The 18,345-nt window shown below is 71.6% G+C and carries 13 protein-coding genes and 1 pseudogene; 2 read left to right on the top strand and 12 right to left on the bottom strand.

The features are described from left to right. The 11 genes from L2I40_RS06840 to L2I40_RS06790 all read right to left on the bottom strand — a co-directional run. Positions 1-874 (bottom strand): (2Fe-2S)-binding protein (locus L2I40_RS06840; RefSeq protein WP_237214128.1); only part of this gene is annotated, 874 nt, incomplete at its 3' end. Beyond that, on the bottom strand, positions 867-1,748 hold the full coding sequence (locus L2I40_RS06835; RefSeq protein WP_237214127.1) for a polysaccharide deacetylase family protein: 882 nt from the start codon (positions 1,746-1,748) through the stop codon (positions 867-869). The genes L2I40_RS06835 and L2I40_RS06840, both read right to left, overlap by 8 nt. After that, positions 1,745-3,310 (bottom strand): aminomethyl-transferring glycine dehydrogenase subunit GcvPB, encoded by a 1,566-nt coding sequence (gene gcvPB / locus L2I40_RS06830; protein WP_237214126.1) that lies wholly within the window; start codon positions 3,308-3,310, stop codon positions 1,745-1,747. The genes L2I40_RS06835 and gcvPB overlap by 4 nt, the downstream gene beginning before the upstream one ends. Then, complete coding sequence (gene gcvPA / locus L2I40_RS06825) at positions 3,307-4,740, bottom strand: aminomethyl-transferring glycine dehydrogenase subunit GcvPA (protein ID WP_237214125.1); 1,434 nt, start codon at positions 4,738-4,740, stop codon at positions 3,307-3,309. The genes gcvPB and gcvPA overlap by 4 nt, the downstream gene beginning before the upstream one ends. Beyond that, positions 4,737-5,891 carry an ATP-NAD kinase family protein gene (locus L2I40_RS06820; protein ID WP_237214124.1) on the bottom strand — a complete coding sequence of 385 codons (1,155 nt, stop codon included), beginning with the start codon at positions 5,889-5,891 and terminating at the stop codon, positions 4,737-4,739. Before L2I40_RS06820 ends, gcvPA begins: the two co-directional genes overlap by 4 nt. 261 nt (positions 5,892-6,152) lie before the next feature. Continuing rightward, positions 6,153-7,130, bottom strand: a complete 978-nt coding sequence (locus L2I40_RS06815) for a Bug family tripartite tricarboxylate transporter substrate binding protein (protein WP_237214123.1) — start codon at positions 7,128-7,130, stop codon at positions 6,153-6,155. Between the two features lie 284 nt (positions 7,131-7,414). Continuing rightward, positions 7,415-9,238, bottom strand: coding sequence for an ABC transporter ATP-binding protein (locus L2I40_RS06810; protein ID WP_237214122.1), 1,824 nt, complete (start codon positions 9,236-9,238; stop codon positions 7,415-7,417). Then, complete coding sequence (locus L2I40_RS06805; RefSeq protein ID WP_237214121.1) at positions 9,235-10,134, bottom strand: ABC transporter permease; 900 nt, start codon at positions 10,132-10,134, stop codon at positions 9,235-9,237. The genes L2I40_RS06810 and L2I40_RS06805 overlap by 4 nt, the downstream gene beginning before the upstream one ends. Beyond that, the gene (locus L2I40_RS06800; protein ID WP_237214120.1) at positions 10,131-11,069 is read right to left on the bottom strand and encodes an ABC transporter permease; all 939 of its coding nucleotides are present in this window, start codon (positions 11,067-11,069) and stop codon (positions 10,131-10,133) included. The genes L2I40_RS06805 and L2I40_RS06800 overlap by 4 nt, the downstream gene beginning before the upstream one ends. 50 nt (positions 11,070-11,119) lie before the next feature. Then, complete coding sequence (locus L2I40_RS06795) at positions 11,120-12,679, bottom strand: ABC transporter substrate-binding protein (protein WP_237214119.1); 1,560 nt, start codon at positions 12,677-12,679, stop codon at positions 11,120-11,122. A gap of 107 nt (positions 12,680-12,786) precedes the next feature. Further along, complete coding sequence (locus L2I40_RS06790; RefSeq protein ID WP_237214118.1) at positions 12,787-13,956, bottom strand: NAD(P)/FAD-dependent oxidoreductase; 1,170 nt, start codon at positions 13,954-13,956, stop codon at positions 12,787-12,789. A gap of 115 nt (positions 13,957-14,071) precedes the next feature. Here L2I40_RS06790 and L2I40_RS06785 point away from each other — a divergent pair, with 115 nt between their 5' ends. Next, positions 14,072-16,507, top strand: a complete 2,436-nt coding sequence (locus L2I40_RS06785; RefSeq protein WP_237214117.1) for a GcvT family protein — start codon at positions 14,072-14,074, stop codon at positions 16,505-16,507. A 137-nt stretch (positions 16,508-16,644) separates the two neighbouring features. On the opposite strand, the gene L2I40_RS06780 is transcribed toward L2I40_RS06785, so the two are convergent. Next, positions 16,645-17,967, bottom strand: coding sequence for an NAD(P)/FAD-dependent oxidoreductase (locus L2I40_RS06780; protein WP_237214116.1), 1,323 nt, complete (start codon positions 17,965-17,967; stop codon positions 16,645-16,647). Positions 17,968-18,156: 189 nt separating this feature from the next. Here L2I40_RS06780 and L2I40_RS06775 point away from each other — a divergent pair. Further along, positions 18,157-18,345: pseudogene (locus tag L2I40_RS06775) on the top strand (SDR family NAD(P)-dependent oxidoreductase); the annotation flags it as partial.

The raw sequence follows: 18,345 nt of genomic DNA, 5'->3' as shown, positions 1-18,345 counted from the left end.
AGCGGCTGCGCGGATGCGGCGCGGCCTCGGCGACGGCGACGACTTCGGCGCCGGCCTCGGCGAGTTCGCAGGCGACCTGCAGGTTCAGCGGCCCATTGCCGGCCACCAGCACACGCCGGCCGGGCAGCGTGCGATAGCTGCGCCAGAGCGTCTGCGCCGCGCCCACCGTCATCACGCCCGGCAGCGTCCAGCCGGGCACGACATGCGGCCGCTCATAGGCGCCGGAGGCGACGATGACCGCGCGCGGCGCGACCAGCCGCGTGCGGCGCCCGTCGAAGACCGCGAGCCGGTCGAGGTCGAAGGCGCCCCAGAGCTCGGCGCCGCGCAGGATGCGGGCACCCGACGCCTCGGCCGCGACGGCCAGCGCGCCGCCCTCCGATTGCTGGGCATCGAGCGCGGCGGCGTTCGTGCCCGGCGCCGGCTGCTTGTAGTATTGCCCGCCGAGCGCCGCGCGCTCCTCGACCAGCAGCACCTCGAGCCCGCAGCGCCGCGCGGCGATGGCCGCCGACAAGCCGCCTGCCCCGCCGCCCAGGATCAGCAGGTCCACCACCTCGGGCGTCGGCAGCGGGCCGTCCTCGGGCGGCGGCACCGCGCCGGCCGGGATGCGGGCCGCGCCAGGGAAATCCTGCTGCCGCAGCTCCATTCCCGGCCGCGCCTTCGTCATGCAGGCGCGGCTGTTCGGCTCGCCATCCACCTCCACCAGGCAGTCCTGGCAGACGCCCATGCCGCAGAACATGCCGCGCTCTCCGCCGCGGCGGGTGGCGCGGAAGCCGCGGATGCCGGCCTCGGTCAGCGCGGCGGCCACGGTCTGGCCGGGGCGGAGCGGAATCGCGCGCGTGCCCGCGGCGTCGGTCCAGCGCAGCGTGTCAGCCATGTGCGATGCAGTGGCGGGCGATGTCGGCATGGGTGGCGAACCAGACGCGGCCTTTCGCGGCGGCGTGGCGGCAGATCTCGTCCAGGATCCAGATGCGGCTGCGATAGCCGATCACGAAGGGATGCATGACGAGCTGGAAGACGCTGCCCTCCTCCCACGCCGCGTCGAACTCGCGGAGGAAGATGCGCAGCACGTCCTCGGGCGTCGCATAGGGCCGCGTCGCGGGATTGCGGTTGAAGAGGAAATAGACCGCGTCGTCGCGCAGCCATTCGACCGGTACCTCGACCACGCCGGTAGGCTGGCCGTCGAGCAGCAGCTCGTAGGGCTCCTCGTCCGCCATCAGGCTGCTGTCATAGAGCAGGCCGAGTTCCTTCACGGCCGCCACCGTGTGCGGGCTGGTATCCCATTGCGCCGCGCGATGGCCGACGGGCTGCTGCCCCGAAAGCTGCGCCAGCGTGTCGCGCGCGCGCAGCATCAACTCGCGCTCCGTCGCCGCGTCGAGGAGCGAGGTGTTCTCGTGGATCCAGCCATGGATCCCGATCTCGTGCCCGGCTGCGGCGATGCGCGCCGGCTCCTCCGGCCCGATCAGCGCGGCAACGGCGGGGCAGAAGAAGGTCGCCGGCACGACGTGCTTCTCCAGCACGGACAGGATGCGCGGCACGCCGACGCGGCGACCGAACTCGCCCCAGGCGAGCCGCCCGACGCTCTCGTCGCCCGCGCCCATCGCGAAGGTCTCGTGATCGCAATCGAAGGAGAGCGCGACGGCGCAGCGCGCGCCGCCCGGCCATTGCGGGCGCAGCCGCCGGCCCGCGCGCACGCGCGCGACGGCGGCCCGCCAGCGTTCCTCAGGCCATGTCCAGGGCGGTTGGCTCACTCCGCCGCCTGCTGCTGCGACGCAGCGCGGTGCTTGCGCAGATAGGCTCGCCAGGTGGTCGCCCAGCGCGCCGGATCCTCGCAGCCCTCGCCCTGCACCTTGCCGATCGCCGCATTATGCGGCGCCGACTTCACCAGGTCGGGATTGGCATAGGCCTCCTCGCAGACCTTGCGGACCACCGCGACCCAGGTGTCGATGTCCTCCTTGGACCACAGCTCGCCGGCTTCCGGCGTGAAGGGCTCGGGGAAGTGCCAGGGCTCATGCGCGAGCCAAGGCGCGTCCACGCCGTAGTCGGTCATGCGGTTCGCCACCTCGCCGACGCCGATGCCGGTCTCCTCCTTCAGCGTGCCGAGCGAGTAGCGCGTCATCTCCATGCGCGGACCGCCGATGTCGGGGTGGCTCTTGGAGACGCCGCGGACCGCGAGCAGCTCCTTCTCCATGTAGTTGTTGGCGAGGACCGAGATGTCGGAGGCCTCGTTGATTCCGTCGGCGCCCATCCCGCGCGCCCAGGCATAGGCCCGCATCACGATGTGCAGGTTCCCCATGAACTCGCGCACCTTGCCGACCGACTTTTCCGGAATGTCCAGCGCGAAGCCCGACGCCGTCTTGTTCACCATCGGCTTCGGCAGGAAGCGCGCCAGCTCCTCGGTGCAGCCATAGGCGCCGGTGGCGGGCCCGCCGCCGCCCTTCGGGCCGCCGAAGGTCTTGTGCAGCATGAACATGCAGGCGTCGAAGCCGAGGTCGCGGGCCCGGATCTTGCCCATCACGCCGTTGAAGTTGGCGTGGTCGTAGAAGGCGAGCCCCCCGGCTTCCTTCACCAGCCGCACCCATTCCTTCATGTGCGGGTTGTAGATGCCCATGTCGTCGGGGTTGTTGATCATCAGCGCCGCGGTGCGCGGGCCGATCGCCGCCTTCAGCGCCTCGATGGACGGGTAGCCGCCTTCTTCCAGCGGCAGGCTGATCACCTTGAAGCCACCGGCCGCGGCCGTTGCCGGGTTGCAGGGATGCGCCTGGATCGAGGTGACGATCTCGTCCCGCTGGCCGAGCTGCCCCGTCGCCTCCAGCCAGCCGCGCGTGACGCAGACATGGGTGTAGGCCGCATCCGCGCCGCCCGCCGCCTGGAAGGTGAAGCGGTCCATGCCCGACAGCGCCTTCAGGATCTGCTCGAAGTTCCAGACGATCTCGAGCAACCCCTGCAGCGTCGCGGGGTCCTGCAGCGGATGGATCTCCGCCATCTGCGGCCTGAGGCCCAGCGCCTCACTCAGACGCGGATTGTACTTCATGGTGCAGGTGCCGAAGAGGCTGATGCCCACCATGCCGAGCACCTGCTGCGACAGCCGCACGTAATGGCGCAGCGTGTCGTGCTCCGTCATCTCCGGCAGCAGCGGCAGCGCCTTCCGGCGCATCGCCGGCGGGAGCAGCTCCGCGGCCGGACCGACGGCAGCGACCTCGGCCTCCGGCGCGGCGAAGGTGATGCCGCGGCGGCCGGGCGCGCCGAGTTCCATCACTACCGGCTCGTTCCAGCGCGCCTGGTGGTATTCGCGGGGCGTCACGTCGCTCATGCCACGATCTCCTGCAGCGCGCCGGCCAGCCGGGCGATGTCCTCCGCGGTGTGCACTTCCGTCACGGCGTAGAGTGCGCTCTGGCCGAGCGCGGGGAAGTCGGCCGAGAGGTCGCGGCCGCCGAAGATGCCCTTCGCGCGCAGTGCCGCGTTCACCTGTGCCACGGTCCGGCCCGTGCCGTCGAAGTTCACGACGAACTCCTTGAAGAAGCCGCAGGGGAAGGCGACGCGCAGGCCCTTGATGCCGCCCAGCACCTTCGCCGCGTGGTGGCTCCGCTGGAGAATGACCTCGCCGACTTCCCGGAATCCCTGCGGCCCGAGCAGCGCCATGTAGGCCGCGCAGCCGATGGTGGTCAGGTAGACCGAGTTGCCGGTCCAGTCCTTCCCTTCCTCGCGCATGCCGTAGCTCGACTGGTGCGCGAGGCTGAGCGCGAAGCCGTGCTCGCCCGGCCGGTCGGTCGGCGCGATGGAGATGTTGAGCGTCGGATACTCGCGCGCGTAGCGCTCCTCGTCGCGGCTCGCGATGAAGCCGCCCGCGCCGCCCCCGGCCATCATGTGCGCGCCGAGCGTCTGGATCGTGCCGACCACGATGTCCGCGCCGTACTCGGCCGGCGGCGCCAGCACGCCGAGCGAGATCGGGTCCACGCCGACGATGAACTCCGCACCCGCCGCGCGCGCCAGCTTGCCGATCTCCGCCCCGCGCGCCTCGACCACGCCGAAGCTGCCCGGGTTCTCGATGTAGACCGCGGCCGTCCTCGACGAGAGCTTGGCCTTGAGGTCGGCCATGTCGAGCATGCCGCTCGCCGCCTCCCACGCGACGGGGACAACAGCGATGTGGCCGTGGCTGCCCTCCGGCTCGCAATACTGCTTCAGGACCTCGAGCCGCTCCGGGTCCATCCCGGCGGGCACCAGCACCTCGCGGCGACCGTTCAGGCGCGACGCCATGCGCACCGCATTGCCGATCGCGCAGCCCCAGGAATAGACGGGCAGGCCGACGAACTCCATGCCGACCAGCTCGCCGAGCATCGAGCAGAACTCGAACCACGCCTGGTTGCGGCCGTGGTCGGAACTCGGCGTGCCCCAGACGCTGGTGAGGAACTCCGTCCGCCCCACCACCTCGTCCACGATCGCCGGCACGTGGTGCTGCCAGATGCCGGAGCCGAGGAAGGACAGGTTCTGCTCGCAATCGGAATTCTTCTTCAGCAGCTCGAGCATGTGGCGCTTCAGCGCCACCTCGCTCGCCAGCGCCGGCGGCAGGTCGAGCCTGCCGCGGAAGCGGTGATCCTCCGGGATCTGCGCGAAAAGGCTCTCGATGCTGGGCGCACCGATCGCGCGCAGCATCGCCGCCTTCGCCTCCTCGGTGGAGTTCGCCATCCAGGGGTGCGCGCCCCCGCCCTGCGCTTCCATCCGCTCCTCCCCTTCGCGCATCATCCTGTCGCCGCGCCGACGCGCATCACCATGCGCTGGCCCGGCGCCGTGTATATCTTCATGTAGCCCGCCAGCATCGCGTCCACCTCGGCACTGCCGGTGTCCACATGCAGCACGGCCGGGTCGAGTGTGGCGAGCTTGGCCGCCCCCGTCACGACCATGATGTTGTCCCGCCCGACGCGGCGGATCACCTCGGCGCTGATCTGCTGGTTGCCGCGGCCGAACAGGAACCCCTGCCCGCCGGTCACGGAGGCGACGATGCCGGCCCCGCCCTCTCCGGCGCGGTCCAGCAGCCGAAGCAGCTGCGCCTCGTTCGCATCGGCCGCAATCAGTCGGCCGCCGAGCGCCACGTCCACGCCGAGCAGGGTGCCCTCGAACCCCATGGCGCGCCGGATGCGCCGCGTGGTCGTCCCGCAGCCGAGGATCATGAGCCGGTCGGCCGGCCAGTCCCGCACGATGACGCGCGCCAGCGCATCGAGCGCCGCCTCGTCATCCGGACGCGCGCCCGCCTTGCTGGCCTGCACCAGCCCGCGCGCGTGCGGCACGCGGGCGATGCCGTAGAGGCTGGCGCTGACCCGACCCTGCCGGAGCGCCTCCTCGTCGAGATCCATCACCTCCGCCTCGCGCAGCCGGATGACGGGCTCCCCGGCGAGCAGATGCGCCGCGGTCTGCCCGGCCGCGCGCGGGCTCGTTCCGAAGACGGCGGAATGCATCTTCACGCCGGTCGGCACGCCGAGAATCGGGATCTCCGTGCCCACCACGCCCACCACGTCGCGCGCCGTGCCGTCCCCGCCCGCAAAGAGCAGCAGATCCACCTTCTCCTCGAGAAACCGGGCGACGGCCCGGCGCGTGTCGGTGCCGTCGCCCGCCGGCGGTGGCAGGCCGGCGAGGATCCGCGGGCGAAGGCCGGCGGCGGCGGCCGACTCCTCACCCATCGGGCCGGGCGGCACCAGGATCTCGATGCGGTCGGCGAGCGGCGCCAGCGATTGCAGGGCCAGCGCACAGCGAGGCCCGGCGGTCGGCACGGCACCCAGGGCGCGCGCCCGGGCCAGGGTCTCCGGCCCGTCCGTGCCCTTCAGGCCGACACGGCCGCCCAGCCCCGCGATCGGGTTCACCACCACCCCGAGCTTCTGACCTCCAGCCTCCCGGCGCATCCGTTCCGACGCAGGTTTGTGCGCGATCCGAACGCCGGATCGCCGTGCGGCCATCCTACCCGGAACCGGCGGCGCGGCACTACCCCGGAAGGATGGGTTCGGACGGCGTCGAGGAGGTGCTGGCGGTGCCGGTCCGCGCGCCGTTCAGCCGAGCCGACCGGCGCGCGTGGCGGCCTTCGCCGCCGGCGGGGCGCGCAACGCAAAAGGGCGGCCTCCCCGTGAGGGGAAGCCGCCCTGGCCTGCTCGCGGCGGCTTGCCGGCTCAGCTGTCGAGCGTGATCCCGAGTTCGCGGATCAGCGGCTGCCAGGTGGCGACTTCCTGGCGCACCAGCGCGGCCATCTCGTCGGTGCCGAGATTGTTCGGCTCGAGCGCGAGCCCGCGCAGGCGGGTGATGAAGTCGTCGCCCTGCACGACGCGCCGCACCTCCGCCTCCAGCCGGCGGACGATCGGCTCCGGCGTGTTCGCATGCACGGCGACGCTGTTCCAGGCGTAGATCTCCGCGTTCTGCACGCCCTGCTCGGCGAAGGTCGGGACGTTCGGGAAGGTCCCGACGCGCGCCGGCATCGAGGTGCCGAGCGCCTTCACCTGGCCGGTCTGGATGGCCTGGACCGCGACCGCGACATCGCTGAAGCAGGCGTTCACGACCCCCGCGATGGTGTCCTGCAGCGCCGGCGCACCGCCGCGATAGGAGACCTGGTTCACCTCGATCCGCGCGGCGCGGATCAGTCGCTCGATGCCGAGATGGTTCGGGGACCCCACGCCCGCATGGGACACCGACACCTGGCCGGGCCGCGCGCGGCACTGCGCGATGAACTCCTGCAGCGTGTTCGCCGGGAAGGAGGGGTGCACGAGCAGCATGTAGGGGAAGCGCCCCATGCCATGCACGATGCGGATGTCGCGCTGCGCGTCGTAGGGGATGCGCTGCGACATCGCCGGGATGAAGACGAGGCCGGTCAGGTCGGCCGAGAAGAGCGTGTAGCCATCGGCCGGCGCACGCACGAAGACCTCGGTCGCCGGGATGGTCGCGCCGCCGGCGCGGTTCTCCACCACGATCTGTTGGCCGAGCGGGCCGCTGATGCCCTGCGCGACGAGGCGCGCGACGAAGTCCGAGGACCCGCCGGCGGCCCAGGGCACGATCCAGCGCGGTGGCCGATTCGGATAGGCGCCTTGCGCCACGACGGGGGCCGCGAGGCCGATGAGCGGCAAGGCCACGAGGCTGCGGCGGGTGAGATTCGTCATGGAAGCGTCTCCCTGGATCGGGAATGAAAGTCTTTGCGGAATAGGTTCGCCAAGCAAGCCCATTCTGCATAGCGGGCTTCTGTGCGCACAGCGAACGTCCGGCCCGTGGCCGAGGGCCCCCTGGGCGGCGGCTGTGCCGCGGCGCTCGCGGGGGCCGACCACGCTCGCATCGTCACGCAGCACCACGGCGCGATCCCTGGCGATCTTCGGTGCGCGAGGTCCTCATCGCGGTCGGATGCGCCAGGGCGTTCCGCCACCCGTACTGGCCTGACGGGCGCCGGGCTTCAGGTGCGATCCCACTCCTCGCCCCAGGCCTGCACGAGATGGCCCGGGGAGATCTCCCGGTAGCTGCGCGGCGGCGGCAGGTAGTCCGGTGGGCGAACCGGACTGCGGATCTCGGCGCCGGAAAGCCCTCGGCGAATCGCGCGGTGGTCCGGATCCGGCACCGGCACGGCAGCCATCAGGCGCTTCGTATAGGGGTGCTGCGGCGACTCGAAGATGGCGGCACGCGGGCCGATCTCCACGATCTCGCCAAGATACATGACCGCGATCCGGTGGCTCACGCGCTCCACCACGGCGATATCGTGCGAGATGAAGAGATAGGCGAGGCCGAGTTCGGCCTGCAGGTCCAGCATGAGATTGAGGACCTGCGCCTTGATCGAGACGTCGAGCGCCGAGACCGCCTCGTCCGCGACGATCAGCCGCGGCTCGAGCGCGAGCGCGCGGGCGATGCAGAGCCGCTGGCGCTGCCCGCCGGAGAACTCGTGCGGGAAGCGGCCCGCGGCATCGGGCGGCAGGCCGACCTTGCGCAGCAGCGACGCCACCCTTTCGCGCGCCTCCGCCTTGCCGGCCAGGCCATGGACGATGATCGGCTCGGCCAGCGCGCCTCCCACGGTCTTGCGCGGGTTCAGGCTGGCATAGGGATCTTGGAAGATCATCTGCATGCGGCGGCGCATCTGCCTGAGGCCGGCGCGGTCGAGCGCCGCCACGTCCCGGCCCTCGAACAGGATGCGCCCCGAGGTCGGCGGGACGAGGCGCAGGATGGACCGGCCGGTGGTGGACTTGCCGCAGCCGGACTCGCCGACAAGCGCAAGCGTCTCGCCGGCGTGCAGCGTAAAGGACACCTTCTCCACCGCATGGACGCGGCCCCTGATCCTGGAGAGGACGCCGCCGCGGATATCGAAGCGGGTGACGAGATCGGAGACCTCGAGCAGCGGCCGCTCGGCGACCGTATCCGGCGTTTCGGTGGGCTCGTCGGAGCCGCCGGTCGCGATGTCCACCATCGGGAAGCGCATCGGCCGCGCCCGGCCGGCCATCGAGCCGAGCCGCGGCACGGCGGCGAGCAGGGCGCGGGTGTAGGGCGCGCGCGGGGTGCGGAAGACCTCGGCCGTCGAGCCCGTCTCCACGGCCTTGCCCTTGTACATGACGACGACACGGTCCGCGATCTCCGCCACCACGCCCATGTCGTGCGTGATGAAGAGCACCGACATGCCCTCCTCCTCCTGGAGCATCTTGATGAGCTCGAGGATCTGGGCCTGGATCGTGACGTCGAGCGCGGTGGTCGGCTCGTCGGCGATGAGCAGCTTGGGGCGGCAGGCCAGCGCCATCGCGATCATCACGCGCTGGCGCATCCCGCCGGAGAAGTGGTGCGGGTATTCGTGGAAGCGCGAGCGCGCGGCGGGGATCCGCACCCGCTCGAACAGCCGGAGCGCCTCGGCCTCCGCCGCGCTGCGGTCGAGGGCGCGGTGATAGACGAGCGCCTCCGCCACCTGGAATCCGACGGTGAGCACCGGGTTCAGGCTCGTCATCGGTTCCTGGAAGATCATGGCGATGTCGTTGCCGCGCACGCGTCGCATCTCGGCCTCGGGCAGCGGCAGCAATTCGCGGCCCGCCAGCGCGATCTGCCCCTCGACGCGCGAATTGGCCGCCGGCAGCAGCCGCATCACGGACAGCGCGGTGACGCTCTTGCCCGAGCCGGATTCGCCGACCACCGCCACCGTCTCGCGCGGGGCGATGTCGAAGGAGAGGTCCTCCACCACCGGCCGCCAGGCGCGGTCCACCCGGAAGGAGGTGGTCAGGCTGCGGATGCTGAGGACGGGCGGGGTCACGTCTCGCCCTTCAGCTTCGGGTCCACCGCGTCGCGCAAGCCGTCGCCGAGCAGGTTCAGGGCGAAGACGACGATCAGGATGGCGACCCCGGGCGCGAGCGCCAGCCAGTAGCTGTCGAGGATGTTCTCGAAGCCCTCGCGGATCATGCCGCCCCAGGTCGGGATGGGCGGGCGCAGGCCGAGGCCGATGAAGGCGAGCGAGGCCTCGGTCCGGATCGCGCTCGCCAGCCACAGCGAGGACATGACCAGGATCTCGGCGAAGATGTTGGGCAGGATGTGCAGGAACATGATGCGCGCATCCGAGTAGCCGAGGGCGCGGCAGGCCTCGACGAACTCGCGCTCCTTCACGGAGATGGTCGGCGCGCGGGCGATGCGGGCGAAGGCGGGAATCGAGGTCAGTGCGATCGCGATCACGATGTTGACCAGCGTCGGGCCGAGCATCGCCACGATGATCAGGCCGAGGATCAGCGCCGGGAAGGCGAGCAGCACGTCCATGGTCTGCATGACGATCACGTCGAAGCGCCCGCCGTACCAGCCCGCCAGGATGCCGATCGCGGAGCCGATCAGCATCGCGGCCAGGGTGGAGGCCACGCCGATCAGCAGCGAGTATCTCGCGCCGTGCAGCAGCCGGGAGAGGATGCAGCGCCCGAAATAGTCCGTGCCGAGCGGATACTCCGCGGACGGGCCCTGCAGGCGCGAGAAGACGTCCTGCTCCAGCGGATCGTGCGGCGCGATCCAGGGCGCCATGATCGCCAGCACGACGACCGCCAGGAACACGCCGAGGCCGATCCAGGACGTCTTGTTGGTGTTGAAGGCCCGGATCGTCGCGGCGAGGGCGACGGCGAGCGGCGACGGCGCGGGCGCTGGCGCGGGTGAGGGCGGCGAGGTCTGCGTCACTTGAGCTTCACCCGCGGGTCCGCCGCGCCGTAGGCGAGGTCGGTCAGGAGGTTCACCACGATGACGACCAGGGTGTAGATCACCATCATCCCCTGCAGCATCGTGTAGTCGCGCTGGTTCAGCGCGCCGACGATCAGCTTGCCGAGCCCGGGCCGGTTGAAGACGATCTCGGTCAGCACGGAGTTGCCGATCAGCACGCCCAGGTAGAGCCCGACGACGGTGATCACCGGGATGAGCGCGTTGCGCAGCGCATGCCGCCAGACGACCGCGCGCCAGGGCACGCCCTTGGCACGGGCGGTTCGGACGTAGTCCTCCTGCAGCACCTCGAGCATGGCGGATCGGGTCACGCGCGTGATGTAGGCCGCCATGATCAGGCCGAGGTTCAGCGCCGGCAGCGCGAGGGACAGGAACCAGGCGGAGAGGCTGCCGCTCTGCGCGGAGATCACCGGGAACCAGCGCAGCTGGATCCCGAAGAAGATGAGCAGCAGGATGCCGGAGACGAAGGCCGGGAAGGACAGGCCGAGCAGCGAGGCGAGGCGGGTGACGTAGTCGATCAGCCGGTTGCGGTTGGTCGCGGCCCAGACGCCGAGCGGGATGCCGATCAGCGCGCCGATGACGAGGGCGGCCACGGTGAGCTCGATCGTCCAGGGCAGGACGCTCATCACCTCGACCAGGACCGGGCGGCCCGTCACGAGCGAGACGCCCCATTCGCCGCGCAGGACGCCGAAGAGGAACTCGGCGTATTGCACGGCCAGCGGCCGATCGAGGCCGAGGCGGGCGCGCATCGCCTCGATCGCCCCCGCAGTCGCCTGGTCGCCCAGGATCACCTGGGCGGGGTCGCCGGGCAGGACGCGGACAATGAAGAAGACGAGCGTCAGGACCGCCCAGAGGGTCACCAGCGCGAAGCCGAGACGCTTGACGACGAAGGCTGTCATCGGGCCGGGATCGGCGTGGCCGGGGCGCCAGGGCGCCCCGGCCGTACGCCTCAGCGCGTGAAGCGGGTGGTGTGCAGCAGCGGCGGCGCCAGGTTGAGCGACGCCTTGAGCTCGTAGCCGAGGTCAAGCGTCGTGCGGTAGGCCCAGAGCTGCAGCTGCTCGAAGACCGGGAAGGCGCAGACCTCGTTGACGATCTTCTCCTGCGCCGTCCGCCAGAGCTCGACCGCCCGCCGCGGGTCGGTCTCCGAGCGCGCGGCGTCGATCTCCTGATCCGCCACGCGGCAATGCGAGAAGTTGGTCACGGCCGTCGGCGTGCCGACGATCGAGCGCGAGTGGAAGAACTGCGTGAGGTAGACGTCCGCCACGGGGAAGCGGGCGGACTGGAAGTGCACCACCTGGCTCAGGTTCTGCCGGATCTGCTGGTGGAAGGTCGCGTGCTCCACCGGCGTGATCTCGAGGTTGATGTTCGAGCGGCGCAGTTGCGCCTGCAGGGCCTCCATCACGCTCATCATGCCGGGCAGCGTGGTGTGGATGGCCCGGATGGTGATGCCGTTCGGATGGCCCGCCTCGGTCAGCAGCTGGCGCGCGCGCTGCTGGTTGAAGGGCAGCAGCGGGGCGTTCTCGTGATGGCCGAGATAGCCGGCCGGCACGACCGAGCGCGCGGCGACGGAGGTGCTCTGCCCGCGCAGCTGCACGATCTGCTCCCGGCTGACGGCGTGCGCGATGGCCTGCCGCACCCGGATGTCGTTGAGCGGCGGCATGGTCATGTTGAGGTGGATGACCGACATCTCGGCGGGCTGCATCGCCACGACGCGGACATTCGGCAGCTGCTGCGTGCGGGTGAACCAGGACTGGTCCTGGCGGCCATAGATCATGTCGATCTCGCCCGCCTGGAAGGCGAGGTCGCGCGCCGCGTCGGAGGGGACGAAGCGGTACAGCACCTCGCGCAGCTGCGGGCGGCCGCGGAAGTACTGGTCGTGCGCGACCAGCCGCCCGAACTGCTGCGGCACGTATTCGGCGAAGGCGAAGGGCCCGGTGCCGATGGGACGGCGCCGGAAGCCCTCATTGCCCATCTGGTCCACGGCGGCCTTGCAGACCATGAAGCCGCCCGCGTAGTTCATCACCGCCCCGAGCAGGCTCGGGATCGGGTTGCGCAGCGTGATGCGCACCGTGTAGCGGTCCACCGCCTCCACGCTCCGGAAGGCGACGTAGTCGGACGAGAAGGCCGAGGTCTCGCGCGTCGCCGCGCGGTTCAGCGAGAAGACGGCGTCCTCCGCGGTGAACTCGCCGAAATTGTGGTGGCACTGCACGCCACGGCGCAGATGGAAGGTCCAGACCGTGCCATCGGCCGAGGACTCCCAGCGCTCCGCCAGGTCCGGTTCCATGAACTCGGGCGACAGCTCGCCGGGCTTGATGCGCACCAGGCCGCTGAAGATCCACTGCAGGAAGCCGCGGCCGGGCGTCGTGGAATTGAGGTGCGGGTCGAGAACGCCGGCATCGGCCGAGGCGATGCCGACCCGCAGCGTGGTCTGCTGCGCCGAGGCCGCCGTCGCAGTGCCCAGCCCGACCGCGGCGGCCAGTGCCGCGGTGATCATCCATCGCTTCTGCATCGTCCACTTTCTCCCGCAGCTTGCCCGGATTGTCGTTTCGGCCAGCCATGCTCCCACGCGTTTCGGCGCAGCCGCAAGGGCGGGGTGGCGCACGCCGTGGCCGGACCTCAGCCGTGCAGGGTGAGCCCGACCGTCCCGGCCGCGCCCGCGGCGAAGCGGTCGAGCCGGAAGGGAGCCAGCTCATGCGCCGGCCGCCGGCCGAGGGCGAGATCGGCGGCGAGCTCGCCGCTCACCGGCGCGATGCCGAACCCATGCCCCGAGAATCCCGCCGCCACGACCAGGCCGGCGACGTGCGGCGGCGCGTCCAGCACGGGCAGGCCATCCGGCGTCAGATCGATGAGCCCGCCCCAGACCCGCGCCACGCGGGCCTGCCCGACCACGGGGAGGATGTCGGAGACGCGCGCGATCAGACGCATGAGCTCTCCGGCGGGCGGCATCAGCATCTCCTCCGACCAGGAGCCGACGTCATGCGGCCAGTCGCCGATACCCGTGGTGACGCGCAGCCGCCCGTCCAGCTCCTGGCGGCCCGCGCAGTCGGCGTTCGCCACGCCGAAGACCGGGTCGAAGCAGGGCGCGAGCGGCACCGTCTGCAGCACCGTCACCACCTTCGGGACGAGCGGCAACCCCAGGCCGAGCGGCGCCAGCAATTCGGGCGCGTGCATGCCGGCCGCCACCACCACGCGCGACGCGGCGATCGGCCCGGCCTTGGTCGCCACCCCGCGGACGCGGCCCGAGGCGAGCTCGATCGCGTGGACCGCCACGCCCTCCCGGATGTCGGCGCCGAGGCGGCGCGCGGCGCCGGCATAGGCGCGCACCGCGCGCAGCGGATCGGCATGGCCGTCGGTCGGGCAGAAGGAGGCCGCCAGCACCGCCGGCCCGATCGCCGGCGCCACCGCGCGGACGGAGGCAAGGTCGGGCAGGAATTCGAGCTCGAGCCCGAGCGCCCGCTGCTCCGCGACCAGGCGCCGGATCCGCTCGACCTCGGCCGCGTCCCGCGCCAGGCGCAGGTTGCCGCGGCGGCGGTAGCCGGTGTCGGCGCCGAGCTCCTCCGCAAGATCTGCCCAGCGCCGGACCGCGGCGAGCGCGAGCGGCAGCTCGGCCGCGTCGCGCCCCGACTGCCGCACGCCGCCGAGCGTCCAGCCCGAGGCCATCGCGGCGAGCCGGTCCTTCTCCAGCAGGATGACCGAGGCGCCCGCCCGCGCCAGCTCATACGCAGCGGCCACACCGGTGATCCCGCCGCCGATGACGACGACGTCGGCTGTGGTGCTCGAGGCCATGATTCGCTCCGGCTTGTGCGCGCCGGCGCCGAGCATGGCGCAGGTCGCGCCGGCCCGGCTACCATCCCTCCGCCAGCCGCGCTGCCGGCGCGCCTGGATAACGAGGGATCGCCGCATGAAGTCGCATTACCGTGCCGTCGTCATCGGTGGCGGCGTCGTCGGGGTGAGCGTGCTGTATCACCTGACGAAAAAGGGATGGACCGACGTCGTCCTGCTCGAGCGGCTGGAGCTGACGGCAGGCTCCACCTGGCATGCGGCGGGCGGCATGCACACGGTGAACGGCGATCCGAATGTCGCGAAGCTGCAGCAGTACTCGATCAACCTCTACAAGGAGATCGAGGAGATCTCGGGCCAGTCCGTCGGGCTGCACATGACGGAAGGCCTCATGCTCGCCGCGACGCAGCCGCGCTGGGAGTGGCTGAAGAACATCCACTCGAAGGGCCGCTACATGGGCATGCAGCTCGAGCTCGTCTCGCTCGACGAGGCCGAGCGCCTGCTGCCCCTGATCGACAAGCGCCAGTTCGTCGGCGCGATGTACGACCCGATCCAGGGCCATGTGGACCCGAACGGCACCACCTTCGCCTTCGCCGGCGCGGCCCGGAAGGCCGGCGCGGAGGTGCATGTGCGCACGCGCGTGCTGGAGACCAACCCGCGCCCGGACGGCACGTGGGAGGTGGTGACGGACCGCGGCACCATCGTCGCCGAGCACGTCATCAACGCGGGCGGCCTCTGGGCGCGCGAGTGCGGGCGGATGGTCGGGCTGGAGCTGCCCATCCTCGCCATGGAGCACCAGTACCTCATCACCGAGGACATGCCCGAGGTGGCGGAGATCAACCGGACCACGGGCAAGATGGTGCTCCACGCCGTGGACTTCGACGGCGAGATCTACATGCGCCAGGAACGCGGCGGCATGCTGCTCGGCACCTACGAGCGCCACGGCGTGCCGTGGAGCCCGAAGGAGACGCCGTGGGATTTCGGCCCGACGCTGCTGCCGGATGCGATGGACCGCATCGCGGAGAACCTCGAGCTGGGCTTCCGGCACTTCCCCGCCTTCCAGCGGGCGGGGATCAAGAAGATCATCAACGGCCCCTTCACCTTCGCCCCCGATGGCAATCCGCTGGTCGGGCCGGTCAACGGTCTGCGCAACTACTGGGTCGCCTGCGGGGTGATGGCCGGCTTCAGCCAGGCGGGCGGCGTCGGGCTCGCGCTGTCGAACTGGATGGCCGACGGAGATCCGGGCTTCGACGTCTGGGCGATGGACGTCGCTCGCTTCGGCGACTGGGCCAGCCGCGGCTACACCCGCGCGCGGGTGGTGGAGAACTACGGACGGCGCTTCCGCGTGCGCTTCCCGAACGAGGAGCTGCAGGCGGGCCGCCCGCTGCGCGTGACGCCGATGTACCAGAGGTGGCGCGAGCTCGGCGCGGTGATGGGCGACGCCTGGGGCGTGGAGGCGCCGCTCTGGTTCGCGCCGCCCGGCGTGACGGACAGCTTCTCCTTCCACCGCTCCACCGATTTCGAGCATGTCGGCGCCGAGTGCCGCGCCGTGCGGAACGGCGTCGGCATCTCGGAGATCTCGACCTTCGCCAAGTACGAGGTCACGGGGCCCGATGCGGAGGCATGGCTGTCGCGCACGCTGGCCAACCGGCTGCCGAGGGTGGGGCGGATCGCGCTCTCGCCGATGCTCAACCACCGGGGCAAGCTGATCGGCGACTTCACCGTCGCCAAGGCGGCGGAGGGGCGTTTCCTGGTCTTCGGCGCGGGCGCGGCGGAGAAATACCATCTGCGCTGGTTCGGCCAGCACCTGCCTGGCGACGGCCGTGTCTCGGTGAGCGCTCTCGGCCTCTCGCCTGCGGGCCTGTCCATCGCCGGGCCGAAGGCGCGGCAGGTGCTGGCGAAGGTGACGGATGCGGACGTCTCCGCCGCCGCCTTCCGCTTCATGGATTTCCGGCCGCGGATGGAGATCGGCCTGGTCGAGGCGATGGTCGGGCGCATCAGCTTCACCGGCGACCTCGGCTACGAGATCTGGGTGAAGGCCGAGCACCAGGTCGCGCTGTTCGAGGCGTTGTGGGAGGCTGGGCAGGAGTTCGGAATCCGCCCCTTCGGCAGCCGCGCGCTGCTCTCACTCGCGCGCGAGAAGGGCTTCGGCACCTGGGCGCGTGAGTTCCGCCCGATCTACGGGCCCTTCGAGGCCGGGCTCGGCCGCTTCGTTGATCTCGGCAAGGACGACTTCATCGGCCGGGACGCGGCGGTGGAAGAGCAGCGCCGAGGCCCTGCGCTGATCCGGGTCGGCTTCACGGTGGAGGCCGACACCGCGGATGCCATCGGCGACGAGGCGATCTGGCGCGACGGGCAGGTCGTCGGCTGGGTGACCTCCGGCGGCTACTGCCACGTTGCCGGGCGGTCCTATGCGATGGGCTATGTGCGGGCCGCCGCGCTGGCGGAGGTCGGCGGCGATGGCGCCTGGGAGATCGAGATCCTCGGCGACCGCCGCCCGGCCGCGCTGCAGCCCGAGCCGCTCTTCGATCCCGCCGGGGCGAGGATGCGCGGCTGATACCGCGCGCACGAAGGTTTCACCTTCGTGCCCCTCAGATGCCGGGCGGGCCGCATTCGCCGCCTCGGCCCTTTAGGCCGCAGTTCGGAACTTCGTGCTGTTGGTATCAAGCGCGCGCCGCGGCCCTCGGCCACCCGTCAATGGGCGCGCAGCGGCGCCGCGAGCCGCGCGAAGCGCGCCGGCCTGTAGGGCGCCGGGTCCACCACCGGCGGCGCCCCGGTGATCAGGTCGGCCATCAGCTTGCCCGCCCCCGGGCCGATGCCGAAGCCATGGCCGGAGAAGCCGCAGGCCAGGAAGAGCCCGGGCAACGCCGGCGCCTCGCCCATCACCGGGACGGCGTCCGGTGTGGTGTCGATCAGGCCGGCCCAGCGCTCGGCGATCTCCATGCGCGCGAAGGCGGGGAAGGCGCGCATCAGGTTCTCGCGGCCCTCGTCCAGCACCTTGTCCATCGGCGCCGGGTCGAGCACCCGCACCTCCTCGAAGGGCGAGACTTCGTCGAGCCGCCAGCGGCGACGCAGCCGCCACTCCTCCAGGAAGCGGGCGCCGACATGCAGCCGGAGGTTGCTCCACTGCGCCTTCAGCGCGGGCAGGAAGTCGCCCATGAGGCGGAAGGTGTCGGGCACGATCTCCGCCACCGTCGCGCCGCGATGGGCGATGGTGTAGCCGCCGTCGAGCCGCTTGCGGAACGCGAAGTCCGACGCGCCGGCGGCGTGTTCCGGCGCGCCCTCGAGCGGCTTCGTGCGCATCACCGAGCCCAGCACCTTCAGCGAGGGCAGGTCGATGCCGAGGTTCCCGCAGAAGAGCCGCGACCAGGCCCCGGCCGCCAGGACCGCGGCGTCGCAGTCGATGCGGCCCTTCTCCGTCACCACGGCGGAGACCCGGCCGCCGGTCGTCTCGAGCCCCCGCACGGCACAGCCGGTGAGGATCGCCGCGCCGCGCCGCCGGGCGGCCTCGGCCATGGCGGGCACGGCATGGGCCGGCTCGGCCCGCGCATCGCCCGCGGTGAAGATCGCACCCGCCCAGCTTCGGGCGGAGCCGGGGAAGCGCTCGGCGATCTCGGCCTGGCTCAGCATGCGGGACTCGACGCCGTACGGGCGCGCGCGGGCGATCCACGCCTCGTGCTCGGCCACCTGCGCTTCGGTGTCGCAGAGATAGGCGATCCCGGCCTCGCGGTAGCCGGTCTCGGCGCCGGTCATCTGGCGCATCCCCTGCCAGATCCGCTTGCTCTCGATGGCGAGCGCGATCTCCTTCGGGTCGCGGCCCATGACGCGGACCCAGCCCCAGTTGCGGCCCGACTGCTCCCCGGCGATGCGTCCCTTCTCGCACAGCGCGACGGAGACGCCGCGCTCCGCCAGGAACAGCGCGGTGGAGACGCCGACCACCCCGCCCCCGATGACGACGACATCGGCGCGCCCGGGCAGCGCCTCGTCCGGGCGCACGGGATCGACGTGTAGCGGCATGCGCATGTCCTCTTGGTCCGCAGTTCCGGCGGCGCGCCGCGCGAGGGACGGCCATGGACCGGGATTGCTGCCCTCCTGCCCGTGGCATATGCCAAGCTCTGCGCCGAGGCGAGGGTCGCAGCCTGGCCCGACGAGGCTTCGCCGCCAGGGCGCGCCCGCCACTCCCGTCCTCACCTGGAGGGTCGCCCCGTGCTCGATCCGAATGGCCGCGTCGCGATGGTCAGCGGCGCATCGCGCGGCATCGGCGCCGCCATCCTGCGCCGCCTGCAGGCGGCGGGCTGGCTGGTCAGCGCCGGCCTGCGCGAGCCGAAGGCGCTCGCCGCGGCGCCCGGCCTGCTGCCCTGCCGCTACGACGCGGAGGCGGCCGGGAGCGCCGAG

It is taken from the genome of Falsiroseomonas oryziterrae, from assembly GCF_021864505.1.
GTDB classification, from domain to species: Bacteria; Pseudomonadota; Alphaproteobacteria; order Acetobacterales; family Acetobacteraceae; genus Falsiroseomonas; species Falsiroseomonas oryziterrae.
Note: the sequence above shows the minus strand (reverse complement) of the source record. Positions and strands in the feature narration are given on the sequence as shown.

Excerpts from the sequence above, each read along its gene's own strand:
- gcvPB (WP_237214126.1), bottom strand. The coding sequence starts at position 3,310 with ATGAGCGACGTGACGCCCCGCGAATACCACCAGGCGCGCTGGAACGAG.
- gcvPA (WP_237214125.1), bottom strand. The coding sequence starts at position 4,740 with ATGATGCGCGAAGGGGAGGAGCGGATGGAAGCGCAGGGCGGGGGCGCG.
- L2I40_RS06820 (WP_237214124.1), bottom strand. The coding sequence starts at position 5,891 with ATGCGCCGGGAGGCTGGAGGTCAGAAGCTCGGGGTGGTGGTGAACCCG.
- L2I40_RS06815 (WP_237214123.1), bottom strand. The coding sequence starts at position 7,130 with ATGACGAATCTCACCCGCCGCAGCCTCGTGGCCTTGCCGCTCATCGGC.
- L2I40_RS06800 (WP_237214120.1), bottom strand. The coding sequence starts at position 11,069 with ATGACAGCCTTCGTCGTCAAGCGTCTCGGCTTCGCGCTGGTGACCCTC.
- L2I40_RS06795 (WP_237214119.1), bottom strand. The coding sequence starts at position 12,679 with ATGCAGAAGCGATGGATGATCACCGCGGCACTGGCCGCCGCGGTCGGG.
- L2I40_RS06790 (WP_237214118.1), bottom strand. The coding sequence starts at position 13,956 with ATGGCCTCGAGCACCACAGCCGACGTCGTCGTCATCGGCGGCGGGATC.
- L2I40_RS06785 (WP_237214117.1), top strand. The coding sequence starts at position 14,072 with ATGAAGTCGCATTACCGTGCCGTCGTCATCGGTGGCGGCGTCGTCGGG.
- L2I40_RS06780 (WP_237214116.1), bottom strand. The coding sequence starts at position 17,967 with ATGCCGCTACACGTCGATCCCGTGCGCCCGGACGAGGCGCTGCCCGGG.